The following is a 13,398-nucleotide window of genomic DNA, read 5'->3' as shown; positions in this document are numbered from 1 at the left end:
TCAGTTCGTCCCCGGCTCCCGCAGCTCCGAGGGGACGTGACGTCCGAGCTTCTTGTATTCGCTTGCGAAGCCCTTCAAGAGATCGCCGTACTCGATGGGGCGCCCCTCACCGCGCGCCAGCACCGCCGCGAGCAGCACTGCGTTGCGGATGTGCCCTCCGCTCAGCTCCACCATCGCGGCCAGCCGGTTCAGGTCCTTGGGCGCCACCCGGTGTCCCTCTCCCAGGTGTGACAGCCAGAGCGAGCGCCGCTCCTCCGGCCCGGGCATCGGGAACTCGATGATGGCGTCCAGTCGGCGCATGAAGGCCGGATCGAACCGGCCCTTGCTGTTGCTCGTCAGGAGCGCCACGCCGTCGAAGGACTCGATGCGCTGGAGCAGGTAGTTGGTCTGCGCGTTGGCGAAGCGGTCGTTGGAGTCCCGGATGTCCGTGCGCCGGCCGAAGAGCGAATCCGCCTCGTCGAACAGGAGCATCACCTCGGCGTGCTCGGCTCGGGCGAAGAGCTGCGCGAGGTTCTTCTCGGTCTCGCCGATGTACTTGCTCGTCACGCTGGCCAGGTCCACCCGGTACAGCGGCATTCCCAACCGGGTGGCGAGCCAGCCCGCCGCCAGCGTCTTGCCCGTGCCGGAGGGGCCTACCAACAGCGCCGTCACCCCCGTGCGGTAGCGCGTCGTGGCGGAGGCACCAAGCCCCTCGGCCAGGCCCTCTCGCGCGCGGCAGCGCAGCAGCAGCGCCTGGAGCTCGGCGGCGAGTGGCGGGTTGGCCACCAGGGCCTCGTCGCTGATGCGATCCGGCAGGGCCTGGGCCAGTGCGCCCAGTCCGCCCGCGTCGCTCGACCAGGCCGCGGCCACCATGTCCCGCTCCTCTGGGGTTGTCCGTCCCTGCATGGCGGCATGACGCCGCGCCAGCCGGCCCAGGTGGGAGATCCTCCCGGCGCGGTGGCGGTGGGTGCCAGCGAGGTGCTCGGCCAGCGCGGCATCGCCCAGGGTGGCCTCCCAGAGGGCCTTGCGCTCGGTGCGCCCGGGCACTGGTAGGGACCAGGTGGGCATGGCCCCCGCCAGCCACTCGAGGTTCCCCTCCGAGCCGGAGATGAGCAGGACGGGACCCTCGTAGAAGGGCAGGGGCGGTACGGACTTGCGCTCACCAGGGCCCAGCTCGAAGCAGAACACGGGCAGCAGCGAGTGCAGCTGGAGATAGGGGCCGAGGGCGTCGAGCCGATCGGTCTCGATGAAGAGCGGGTGGCGTTTCAGGGCGGCGGCTAGCGCGGTGGCCACGGTGCGTAGCTCCGCCGTCGAGCCACCGCGCAGCTGGAGCGCGCTGCTCGGGTGGAGGATGAGGGTGTCCGCGTGGCGGCGCGCCTCGTCGAGGACGGAGTCCGGCAGGAGGACCTCGGGGTAGGGGCCGAGCCCGAGTGTCGTCCCGGGCCACGAGGCCTCCTGGCCGCGGAGGGCGAGATAGATGGGCAGGGGCAGCGCAAGCGCCTGCTCGGCGAGGGGCGCCTCCGGGGTGAGCCGGGAGAGCAGCCGGCTCTGGAGGGCGGCGCCATTGGCGAGCGTATGCAAGGGGGATGGTCCCAGGGGTGGGGCCGCCTCCGCGAAGGCGATGGAGACGAGGCCCAGCGTGGGCCGTGAGCCGCCGGTGGGGGCCTGGAGCGAGGCGAGGACGCGGCCTACCAGCGGCTCCTCCTCCACGGCCGCGGCGAGCGCGATGGTGAGCTGCTCCAGGAGGGTGAGGCCCAGCGCCCGGGCGAGCCGCACCAGGGGGACGTCCACGGGGCTGGGAGTCTCCAGGCAGGCCCGTGCGCCCGAGAGCCAGTCACGCTGTTGACCCTCCAGGGCTTGTCTGGAGCGGTGGAGGAGTTGGAGCTCCGCCGGGGCCTGCTCCGAGTCGGGGAACTGCCGCGCCAGGGCAGCCAGGGCGCAGTCGCGCAGGGTGAGGGATGTCGATGAAGGGGCGTTCATGGGAGTCCGCTTGTTCCAGTCGCCTTACGTAGCTCTTGTTGTTCCGGGAGGATGGCCAGGTAGCTTCAGCCCTTTGGCCCAAGTGTGGCCCAGACTTCTGGGAAGCGCTCCCGGTCTCCCTTTGCGAACTCCTCCGGTGTCATGACGCTGGGAAATCCGCAGTGGCGGAGCAGCCGGATGACGTGGCTGTCGAGCGAGACCATCCCCGTGGCGCTTGCGAGGAAACTCTCAATGGAGCTGCGCTGAAGCCGGCCTTCTTCGAGGACGAGGACAATGCCCATTGGCATGCTCATTCAGTTCTGACTGCCTCTGCCAGGGCGCAGTCACGAAGGGTCGTGGGCGTTGACGAGGGGGAGTTCATAGAGATGGTTTCCGATCCTCTTGGAGGATCCGCCGCTGCTCCTGCGTGCGATTGCGCCCTGGCACTGCTCAGGCGGGCGTGCCCGGCTCCTGGACGGCGAAGATGGGCTGCTTCCGACGAAGCCGGACCGCGTTGATGGCGGACAACATGGAGGCATAGGAAGTGAATACACGGCCCAGCGTGCCATGCGGGTCGCGTCCCTCCCTTTGGCGCTCCTGGAACCGTTCCAGGGCGAAATCATAGATGGCGCGGTCCTCTGGCGCATCGGTGCGCACGAGCAACTGCGACCAGAGGAGCTCATCGGAAATGCCTACGTTCACCAGGTTCATGGCTCGCAGGAGCTGCTCTTCCTCTCTCCCGCTGTAGCGCCCGGGGACGAGGGAGTACCAGCGGCTGTCTGGCTCGGTCGTCGTGTTCCTCGGGAAGTCGAATCGTTGTAACCGGACCATGACTTCCGGCGGATCCTGGTCCGGCAGGATCCCCGCTAGGGTCTGCCGTATCTCGCGCAGCCACGAGGGAAGCTGCACCCGCGACTCCGCCGCCACCTCGTCGAGCAGTTCCCGCTCCTCCCGGTAGAAGGTGAGCGCAGGGAAATGGGCAATGAACTGGAGGAGCCCCTCCTTCGTCTCCGCGTCCAGTGCGCTGGCTCGTACCCAGGAGGCTGCCTCGGTGCTGCTTCCCCAGGGACGACGGCTCTTCAACTGCGAGATGCCGACCTGCGGAGGGGTATCGCGGGCCTGAATCGCCTGCTGGAAGAGGGCCTCAAGCGTCAGGGAGGGATTTTCCCCGAGCGCTTCGGTGATGAGGAGGGGATCTCGCGGAACGGCATCACAGGGCCCAGGAGTCAGCCGGGGGATCCCCGCGCTCACGAAATGCCACCAGCGGAAGTCGATGCGGGCAACGCCCGCCGCAATGCCATGCTCCCACAGCAGGCGCGTGGCCTCCCAGTCCTCGCGCAGGGGTGGGAGTACCTGGAGTAGTGGACCTGCCTCTTGTGGCGCCGCTGTGCTGGACAGCCGGCGCGCCACCAGATTGTAGCTCTCCTTAGTCAGGGGGTTGCCATGCAGTTCCGCCTTTCGCAGCGACGGCATGCTCTTCAGGGGAGTGGCATCCTGGACGTGGGTGAAGTTGAGCGTCAGGTGTTCGAGCGCTGGGAGTGCCTGGAGCGGAGTCAGCGATTCGAGTGGCGTCGCGATGATGGTCAGTTGGCGCAGCCTTTTCAAGGAGGCCAGCGCAGAGGCGTCGCGGACGTCTGAAGCAATGAGCTCCAGGTGCCGCAGTCCGCTGCAGTGGCTCAGCTCCGAAACGTCGCGGGCATGCAGCACCGTGAGTGGACCTTCCAGTGCGGCGCATTCCGCCTCCGAAAAGGGTGCTGCATGCCCGAGAGCCCGGGCCAGTGCATCGGCTACACCTGGATCCAAAGGACTGAAGTCCATGGTTGTGTTCCTTGAGTGGGCGCTGCAGCAGGGACCCTAGGATCGGTCAACCTCTGAGAGCGCGGTGTCGAAGGCCCGCTTTTCTCCTGCCGCCAGGGCGCAGTCGCGCAGGCTGAAGGACGTTGATGAAGGGGTGCTCATGAGACTCCTCTGATCCGTCACTCGTTCATCTCAGGTCCAGGGCGTAGCGACCCTCGAATACTCCGCTCCTGACCTTCTCGACCTCCTTCTTCAACCAACTCGCAGGAGATAGAAGATCGTAATCCACCACGGTACGCTTCGACTTGAAGATCTGATGAAGCCTGGCGACTGTTTCTTCGAAACTTCGTCGGATATCGGGATGGAAGACATACAGCTTCGAGTTCATGGACATTGTTATCACGTCCACGTGATGGGGAGTTTCTCCACGGAATGACACGAAGATCTTGTGCCCCGAAAGGCTGAACCCCATGCCCCCCAGGGTCGGCCACTCGAAGAGTCTGTTGAGTCCATCCTCTTCCGATGAGACGAGCTCCGGCTCTCTTTCGATGTCGCCAGAGTCATTGAAGATGACGTTGCATTCCTCCAGGCAAGAGACTCCACTCAGCTCCCGCCAGCGCTTGAAGTCGGCTAATACCTGGTCAGCCTTCGTGGGTTCGGGAAGAATGGCGTATGCGGTGATGTAGCTTGGCATGGTTATATGCCCTTCCGGACTTCTGAAACGCCCTTCCCCAACAGCCAGTCCTCCAGGTCCTTCTTGATGGGTTTCGTGAACTGATAAACCCACTTCTTGGGAGGTGTGATGGATTTTCCTCTGGAATCGACCACTTGGAGCTTCCCTTCGAAGAATCTCCTCAGAACGGTGAACTGATCCAAGTCGTCATCGGACAGCTTTTCCTCTCCGCTGTAATCGCCTGACTTGACCTCGATCATCTCGTCCTCGGTCATGGTGTCGAGATCGGTCAGGGGTTGGTCTTTTTCGTTCAGTATTGCTTTGTTGAGTTGCTTGAAGTGTTCCGGTTTGAAGATGGGCATGTCTATGTATATCACGCTCTTGCCCTGATGGAGGGCCGAGAGTACCGTGCGGATGGTTGCTATGTTCGCCTCTATCTTGGCGGTCTGCCCATGTCCGGCGATGATGGCATCCAGCTTTTGCAACATTTCGGGCCCACCCGTGATTGGCATGAGCTCGGCTCGCTCGGAGTCCGTGAGCTGCCACTCCGGCTTCAGGACTCGCGGGGGTGCCTCTTTGGGTTCCTGGGGTTCGGGATCCTTCTTCTCCTCCGTCTGGTCGTCTTTCGTGTCCCTTCCGAGGATGTCGTCGATGTCCTTGGAACCAGTCCACTTCGCGAACTTCGCGAGGTCGTCCTTCAGGGTGTTGGCATCTTCCAGGATCTTCTTCGGATTCTTGCCCGCCTTCTTGGCCTCGCTCTGAAGCCGTTGTGCCTCGGAGATGAGATTGTTGAGTGTGAGGATCTGGTTGTTCAGCTCGCGGGCAAGAATCTTGTCTTTCACGCGCTCAGCGGCGCGAAGGCGCCGGAGGAAGCCCCTGCGGGCGCGAAGGAGCTTCCTGGAGAGTAGATCGCGCTTGGAGGCCAGCTCCACGCGAGCCTCCTGGCCGAGCGTGATGAAGAGGGTGTGGCTGGCTCCATCCATGTCCACGGGAAGCTGGATGCTGTCAGGTGTCTTCCCTGGCCCCGGGCCCTTGCCTCCCTTTGGCAGTTGGCCGTCCACGGGCTGTGTTCCCGGTCCCTTCTTGCTCCCTCTGGTGGGTGCGGTCCTGGGCGCCGCGGTGGCACTCCTGGCACCTCCCGGTGCGCCCGCCGCCGCGCCGTCGTTCCACTTCGCCGGTTTCTTCTCGCCCCCCTTGCTCTTGCCCGGCGCGCCCCCGCTCAGCAGATCCGTCATGAAACGGCTGCTGTCGAAATCCACCTCGGTGAATTGGATTTCCGGCCACTGCTTGGAGCCCAGCACGTGCTCCACATCCGCGCCCAGGCCGAACTCGCCCGGAAGCGGGTACTCCAGGCTGCCCAGCGGCCATGTCCACTTCTCGTCCGGCAGCGGAGACCAGAAGGGGCTGTCCACCTCGACGAACAAGTCTCCCCCCAGGCCGAGGAAGGGCTGGGCCGCCAGCTCCATGTGTCCCTTGAAGTAGAACTCGCCCGGTGCGCCCGCCTTCTGCCGGTAGCCGATGGTGGGCGTGGCCTCCACGTAGCCGCGCACCCCCGCCAGCGCCCATACGCCTACGCCGAACTTCAGGTCGTGGTCGAGCAGCTCCACGCCCGCGCCGCCCTCGGCCCGCAGCCGCAGCCCCGCGAAGGCCGGGATGTTCAGCGAGGCCTGCAGGTTCAGCTCCTTGTCCACCTTCTTGTCCGTGGAGTACTGCCCCGACAGCCTGATGTTGTAGAGCTTTCCGGGGCCGATGCTGGCCAGTGCCTCCAGCCCCACGTTGGCGAAGACGAAGACGTTGCCCACCACCGGCACTCCGTACAATGCCCGCGCCTCCACCTTCAGCAGGCTCTTCGTCCACTCCTTCTGCTCGAAGAGGATGATTTCCTTGGGTGGGGCGATTTCTCCCTGCACCGTGGCCTCGCCCTGGCTGTTGACCACCACCATGGCCCGGCCGGTGAGCCACTCGGTGAGGGAGAAGTCCAGCTCGCCCCAGCCACACATGGCCCGGGGCCCCGGCTTCGCCGCCACCGGTGTAACAGCCGCACCGAGCCCGGCTCCGGCTGCCACTCCCGCTCCCGCGGCGCGCGCGCCTTCCTGTCCCGGCAGCAACCCGGCCCGCGGCGGCTTGCGCGTTATCTCCTGTGCCGTGGCCTCGTCCGTGGCCACCAGCGTCACGCTGCCCTTGAGTTGGTCGCCCGCGTAGCCGGCCGTGCCCTGGATGTCCAGGGTGCCCTGGCGCAGCCGCGCGTTCACGCCGCCCGACACCTTGCCCACTCCCACCTTCAGATTCGCTTCGCCGGACAGGCCTGTCTCGGGGCTGTAGTTGACCTCCAGCCTGCCGGTGGAAGCGCCCGGCAGCTTCACGTCGGCCGTGCCGCTGAAGGTGACGCGCTCGCCCTCCAGGGTGAAGCGGGCCGTGCCCTCCACGAAGCCACCCAGGGTGAAGCGGGCCGAGTCGGCCCCCAGCTTCAGTGTGCCGCCCTCGAGGGCATTGTGGGGCGTGCCCACCGAGAGCTTGGAGAGTCCCGCCCAGCCCAGGGCCTCGGGGTTCTTCTCGATGGCGCGGAAGAGGGCCGAGTCCCCCTTGGGCACGGAACGTCCCGGCTTGCCCACGGCGGCACGGCCTGAAATGACGTTGTTGTCGATTCGCACCGCCAGCACGAGCGAGTCACCGAGCACTCCCGCCAGGGGCCCCACGCTGAGGGGCAGGGCATACCCCTCGCCCCGGGTGCTGTAGCCCTCGCCCCTCTTCACCAGCTCGATTTCGCCCTCGGCCAGGCCGGGCAGGCGCGCCAACACCCGCCCATTGGCATCTGGAGCGATGTTCGCCGGGTCCAGCAGTCCCTTGCTCAGGTCGACCACACCCTCCGGAACCTTGCCCGGCCGAGGCTTGTCCCGGCCGGCCGGAGGGGCTGGAGGTGGGGCATCCGCTACCTTGCGCTGCACCGTGGGCGTGGCGAGCGGGGAGAGCTCCGCGACGGGCTCGCCAGCGAGGGCCGCCCGGGCCGCCTCATCGGCCTGGCGTTCATAGCCATCCGTGGACAGGCCCTCGGCCTGGAGGCCCATCTGCCCCCTGGATTGTTGCACCACGTGCGCGAGCTCGTGGCCGATGAGCTGCTGGCCCTCGGAGGAGCCTGGCTGGTAGGTGTCACGCGCGAAGGCGATGTCGTTGCCGACCGCGAACGCACGGGCGCCCAGGGCACCGGGGAGTGGGCTGTCGGGGTGGACACGTACGCCGCTCAGGTCCTGTCCGTAAGCCTGGGAGAAGCGCGAGGCTGCCTCCGGGGCGAGCGGCTCCGACCTCCCGAGGTCCGCGGAAGAGACCGTCGTGGAGGCTCCGGTGGTGGGGACGGCCGAAGGCGTCGGGGCTGGGGTGGTGGTCCGGTCGAGCTCGCTCCATAGGTAGCGGGGAATCCCGGAGCGTGGTCCCTCCTGTTTCTGCTGCTCCGTGCCAGAGGTCATCCCGAGTTGGGAGCGCAGGTAGTGGGGCACGGTGGTGTCCAGACTCTTCGTCGTGGGGATTGTGTCCCGTGTTTGTTTCCGGCGCTCCTCGGGCTCGCGGGAAGGCGATGGCTTCACGGCGGATGTGCGGTGGTCGAATGCCATGAGTGGGCCTCACTCTTCCCCGTACAGATAATGGAATCGCACCACCCGCCCGAGCCAGGGGACCCATCCTGGATCGACATCGAGCCCCGCGCCGCGCACGCGGATGTCCGCCTGCCGGATGTCGAACAAGACATTGACATGGGTGCGTGTCGCCACGATGCGTCCAGGACGGCGGACGAGGTCGTGCAGGCCCATTCGCGCATGGCGGCGGCACCAGCGTCGGAGCGCCGTCAGGAGCCCTCGGAGCAACAGGCCCAGGTCGTCCTCCCCGTGCAGCGTGGTGGGGAGCGTGCCGCTCGCCAGAGGAGCTCGTGACTCGGGTGTCATGCCGTAGGTGACGGCGAGAGGGAGCCGCCGCGAGGCATCGGTCAGCACGGTGCGTCCGGTGGGCCCCTCCTCGCGAAAAGCCAGGGGAGCGCCCTCCATGTCGGCCACCAGCGTGCGCAGGCGCTCGGGGAGCGCGAAAGGGCAGTGGGCGGGCCGCGGCCCCCGGACATGGCTGTCGAGAATCACGCGCGAGGGGTCTGTCGCGGGAGCGCCGAGCCGCTCGGCGATGAGCGAGAGAAGTCGGTCTGGCACATCGAGCTCGAGCAGCCCCAGGTGCTCCGCGAGCAGTGCGGCCATTCCCAATCGTTCGAGCACGGGCAGCAGGAAGAGGAGTCCACCAACTGCCGTGGGGCGGGCAACCTCTGGCCACTCCAGCATTGGCTTCGCATCAGTTCCGGGGGAGGGCATCTCGCCCGGGCCGTGCTCGATGGGGGGCGGCTTTTGGGTATCAGCTCGCTGGGAGGCGGGATGCGGAGCCCTGACGCCGCCAGCGGGGGCGGGGGCACCAGTCCTTCCGGGCGCAGCGATGCCGGGCGGAGGCTCCGGACTCGAGGGGGCGGACGCGCTCGTGGAGGTGGGCTCGTGCCGCGGAACGTTCATCACGGACGCGGAGTCCTCCGTGTTCCGGACCGCCCCGGGTGCGCCACTGCTCGTGGAGGAGAAGGGGCGCGAGCCTTCTGGTGCAGCCGGTGCGGACACCATCGTGGCGGCGAGGCGTGCCGCTCGTTCGAAGAGCCGGACATCGACGAGGCGTCCCCGCCGCTCGAGCACGAGCGCCATGGCTGCGAGCCACACCGAGCGTGCATCCCCGGCACCCCACGTCTCCACCCACCGAGCCACCACCGCGCGCAAGGGCACTGCTCGTAGCACTGTCTCGGGTGTGCCGGGGCTCACCGTTTCCACGGGGAGGGCTGGTGCTGGCAGCGAGCCTCCGAAGGCCTGGACGAGCGCCGGGCCCTCCTGCCACCGCAGGGACTCGAGCAGCACGTCGAGGCCGCCCTCTTCGTGCAGGTCCTCGACGAGCCGTATCGCGGCGGCTGGGCCCGCGCTCGTTCGAAGCGCGGTGGCGAGCACCAGACGCAGGGCCTCGTCGCGCGGCAGGTTGGGGTGGAAGTCCGGCACGGCGAGCGGCCAGAACCAGGCGGACACGGGCTCTCCGCGAGCCAGTCGCCCCGCGAGCGTGACGGAGGGCTCCGCGTCATCGCGGAAGAAGACGGCGAGGCGGTGCCCGGCCGACGCGTCCCCGGCATGGACCGCGGACATGGTCAGCTCGCGCACCAGCCGTTCCAGGGAGAGCGCGAGGCTCGAGGGGGGCAGGTGCCCCCGGATGACGCCGACTGGCAGGGAGCGGATGAGGAGCACCCGGCCGGGGCCGGCTTCGGGGAACGAGGCGGTGCGCAGGGCGTCCTCGAGCAGCAGGGCGCCGCGACGCACGAGGGCATCACTCCTCGCCGCCAGCCGGACGGTGCCCACGCGCCGCATCGTCCCTCTCACCACGCGTAGCCCGTGAACGCACCAGGCCCACGGGAGGGATCGGCGAAGCGCGCCGAGGCCTTCTCCTGCAAGTGCACCGTCGCCGCCGAGGCCGACAGCACTCGCGCCTTCGCCACACCCGAGGACAGGTCCTCCACCACCGCCTCCACCGTCTGATCTCCGGAGCGGACCATCACGTTCATGCCGATCCGCACGCGCGCCGGATCCACCGCCAGCTCGATCGTGCCACCTACCTTGGCCACGGTGGGCTTGGAGACGTGGCCCGAGAGGAGCTCGTTCACCGGCGCATGGCTGGCCAGCAGCATGCACACGCGCACCAGATCGTTCATGAGCGACACGGCCTCGGGCTCGGTGGACACCACGCGTTGGAAGAGCCAGTCCACCAGCGTCTGCATCTCGCGCCGGTCCGTGCCCTCGAGCTGATCCCACTGGGGAAGCCGCGAGAGATCATGCAGGTCCACCGGGACGTCGTACTGGCTCATCTGCTCGGCCCACTCCAGGCGGATGGCGGGCGGCACCCCGCCGAAGCGCTGGTAGAGGCCCGTGGCCACCTTGGAGATGCGGTCCAGCTCGGTCGCCGCGTCCCGGCCCACGTCCGGCCGGCCGTGTGACGTGTCGATCAGATCTCCCAGGGAGAGGTGCTCGCGGGCGCTCTGCTGCAGCTCCAGCCAGGTGCGGGTCTCGAGGATGGCGGGCTGGTAGTACTGGACGAACGAGAGCCTGCTGCGGGCGATGACATCCTCCCGGGCCGACAGCAGCCGGGACAGACCCAGGGCATGGCTCGTGAGCCCGTAGCCCAGGTAGGTGGGCACCCGGATGGGAATTCGCTGGACGGCTCGCGCCTGCGCCCTCACGTAGGTGCGCTGGATGAACTCGAGACGATCCAGCCCGCGCAGCAGCTGCTGGGCGAGGGAGAACCACTTGAGGGGCGAGTCGCGCAGCAGCTCGGTATAGGAGAGCAGCTCGGGAGGCGCGGCCGTGGTGCTGGCGAACACCTCGGGCAGCAGGTCCTCGACGAGCCCCGGGTCGAGCAGGCGCGAGCGGCTGTCCAAGGTGAGATCGCCCTGGCGGGGCCGCTGGAAGACGAGGAATGGCACGTGCTGCTCGAGGACCTGCCTGCGGCGCTGGTTGACTCGGTCGATGCGGACCACTTCCTCGGCGAGCAGGGCGCGGCCCACGGTGACGTCCTGACGGGCCTCGGCCACCTCACCGTCCACGACCTTGAGACGCTTATCGAGCTCGGTCCAGTAGCCCTCGATCTTGACGAGCGTCTTGCGGTAGCTCTCCACGGAGCTCACGCGGTTGCGCATGCGGCGCTCCAACTCCTGCAGGAGGGTGCGCGTGTTCTCCAGGTGCCGGATGGCGGTGGCGAAGTAGTCGGACTCCACCCACCTGAACCTCGACTGGGAGAGCGCCCGCCGGAGATTCTCCGGCTCATCGGAGATCCTCCCGAGGACCTGCGCTCTCCTGATCGGATCATTCACCAGGGAGAGCAGGGAGATGTTCTCGCGAGCGACGACCTTGGTCTCCACTGGCGACACCCAGGTCGCCCTCTGCCTGAACAGGAGTGAGATCCGCCAGGAACCGCTGCTGACCTGGGTATTGGCGATCCCCAGCAGGGTCATCCCCGTCACATCCAGGCCGAACTCCTTCACCTTCCCAACTTCCCTCACCAGGTCGATGAGGCGCGCGGTCAGATCGCGCCGGAGCAAGGTGGCCTGTTGCAGTGCCTCCAGGGAGTCCGACAGGCGGATGATCTGCGCTCGGCGGGCACGCGTGGAGAAGCTCGTGAGGTAGTTCTGGAGGCCCTGGCTGGCCAGGAAAGGATTGTCCACCAGGGTGCTGCCCCGGGTCCCCGTCGCGGCGAGCCGGGTGGCTTCCGTACTGCTTGCGTCTTGGCTCCTACGACTGAGGTTGGGTATGGGATTTCAATGATGTTTGATGTTTTTAGTCACGATTGGGTAACCACGTTTCGACATGCTTGAAGGATTGCATTGGGTTCATCCCGTGAAGAGGGACGCGATGAATAGTGGAAATTACAGACGCCTGTTGGCGCGGACGCGTCGAATTGCCCCCGACATTCAACTCCAGCGGGAGCCAGGAGCGGGGCCGACCCGGTTTCGTGTGAAGAATACCCAGTCACCATCCTCGGCTTGGCCCGTGGCCTCTCCCGCCTTCAGCAACGGCAGACGCTGAGCGGAGGGGGGGCCAAGGGCTCCTTGGTTCCCCACCGTGGCTCGGAGTGGAGACCCGTGCTCAGCCCTCGGAGAGGGCGCGCTCGGGGTGGGCCTCGGCGGAGGAACGGGTGGCCTGGTAGAGCCGGTGCGCCTCCTCGGGGGACACGCCCCGCAAGAAGTAGGCGCGGGCGGCGGTGCCAATGGCGAGCGTACCGGCAAAGGCCACGGCGCCGGAGACGACGTTACCGGCGCCGGGGAAGACGAACTTGATGAGGGCGCGAGCGGCTTCGCGGAGGGCGAAGGCGGCGCCGACGTTGACGCCAAGGGCGGTGAGGAACTCACCGGAGGTCTTGAGGTCGAGCTGCCGGCCGGAGATCCACCCAATGCCGGCAATGAGGCTGAGCTGGGCGGAGGTGATGGGGATGATGTCGGCGACGGGAATGGGGACCACCGCAACGCCCATGCAGAGCGAGGCCATGGCGCGGGTGAGGGTGGTGGCGAGCTCCTCCTGGAGGGTTCGCACGCGCGTCACGCGGGCGAGAACGAGCCGGCCCTGCTCGGGCAGCTCGCGAAAGAGCACCTGGGCGAGCTCGCCCAGCCTCCATCGCTCGTCCGAGCGGATCGTCCCATCCTGGCGCCAGGACAGGTAGGTGGAGACACCAAGGACGGTGACGAGCTCGCCGCGCAACTGCTCACGGGAGCGGAGTTTCTCACGGAGCTGGCGCTCGACCACCTCGACGTGGCGGAGCTTCTCCTGGAGCTCCGCGGGGTCCTGCGAGTCGGGGAGGTGGAGGTCGGTGCGCTTGGGCTCGAGCAGATCGCAGTGGGTGGCGACGCCGATGAGGGGAGGGCGCAGGCCGTGGGCCTGCTCGACGGCGGAGGCGATCTGTACGAGGACATCGAGGTCGGCGTCGATGGCGGAATCGACCTCGGAGGCCTTGATGAGGAAGAGGAGGGCGTCGGGGGCCTTGCGACGGACCTCGGCGAGGATGGAGTCGAGGGGCGTGTCTGCGGAGTCGGCCTCCTCGGGGCGAGAGCCTTCCTGGATGCCGCGGGTGTCGAGGATGGAGAGGGTGCCGAGCTCGCCCTGGACGTCGAACCAGCGGCCCTGGCCGGTCTGGGCCTTGACGTGGCCGACCTCGGCGACGTGGGAGCCGAAGAGGGCGTTGATGAGGGAGGACTTGCCAGCGCCGCGACGGCCCACGAGGACGAGGTTGGGTGAGCGCTGCTCAAGCAGCAGGGCACGCAGGTGGGCGATCTTCTGGCGGATGTCCCGGGCGAGCGGATCCGGGACGCGGTCCAGCAGCTCCTCGAGCCGGCGGACCGTCTCGGAGATCTCCAGGAACGAGGGTTCGTTGGGGGCGGCCATAGGTCCTCCTCGGAGATG

At 67.5% G+C, this 13,398-nt stretch carries 7 protein-coding genes; all 7 read right to left on the bottom strand.

Annotation, left to right across the window (positions count from 1 at the left end; translation table 11 throughout):
* The gene (locus OV287_RS34115; RefSeq protein WP_267538222.1) at window positions 1–1,959 is read right to left on the bottom strand and encodes an ATP-binding protein; all 1,959 of its coding nucleotides are present in this window, start codon (window positions 1,957–1,959) and stop codon (window positions 1–3) included.
* A 429-nt stretch (window positions 1,960–2,388) separates the two neighbouring features.
* Entirely contained in the window at window positions 2,389–3,756 is a 1,368-nt protein-coding gene (locus OV287_RS34110; RefSeq protein ID WP_267538221.1) for a leucine-rich repeat domain-containing protein, read from the bottom strand.
* Window positions 3,757–3,922: 166 nt separating this feature from the next.
* Window positions 3,923–4,429, bottom strand: coding sequence for a hypothetical protein (locus OV287_RS34105; RefSeq protein ID WP_267538220.1), 507 nt, complete (start codon window positions 4,427–4,429; stop codon window positions 3,923–3,925).
* A gap of 2 nt (window positions 4,430–4,431) precedes the next feature.
* Window positions 4,432–8,013, bottom strand: coding sequence for an eCIS core domain-containing protein (locus OV287_RS34100; RefSeq protein WP_267538219.1), 3,582 nt, complete (start codon window positions 8,011–8,013; stop codon window positions 4,432–4,434).
* A gap of 9 nt (window positions 8,014–8,022) precedes the next feature.
* Window positions 8,023–9,822, bottom strand: a complete 1,800-nt coding sequence (locus tag OV287_RS34095) for a hypothetical protein (RefSeq protein ID WP_267538218.1) — start codon at window positions 9,820–9,822, stop codon at window positions 8,023–8,025.
* An 8-nt stretch (window positions 9,823–9,830) separates the two neighbouring features.
* Window positions 9,831–11,669, bottom strand: a complete 1,839-nt coding sequence (locus OV287_RS34090) for a hypothetical protein (protein ID WP_267538217.1) — start codon at window positions 11,667–11,669, stop codon at window positions 9,831–9,833.
* A gap of 421 nt (window positions 11,670–12,090) precedes the next feature.
* Window positions 12,091–13,380 (bottom strand): GTPase family protein, encoded by a 1,290-nt coding sequence (locus OV287_RS34085; protein WP_267538216.1) that lies wholly within the window; start codon window positions 13,378–13,380, stop codon window positions 12,091–12,093.
* Between the last annotated feature and the right edge of the window lie 18 nt (window positions 13,381–13,398).

The sequence above is a fragment of the Archangium lansingense genome (assembly GCF_026626635.1).
In the GTDB taxonomy this organism is placed as follows: Bacteria; Myxococcota; Myxococcia; order Myxococcales; family Myxococcaceae; genus Archangium; species Archangium lansingense.
The sequence above is the reverse complement of the archived record's forward strand: the minus strand, read 5'-3'. Positions and strand labels throughout refer to the sequence as shown.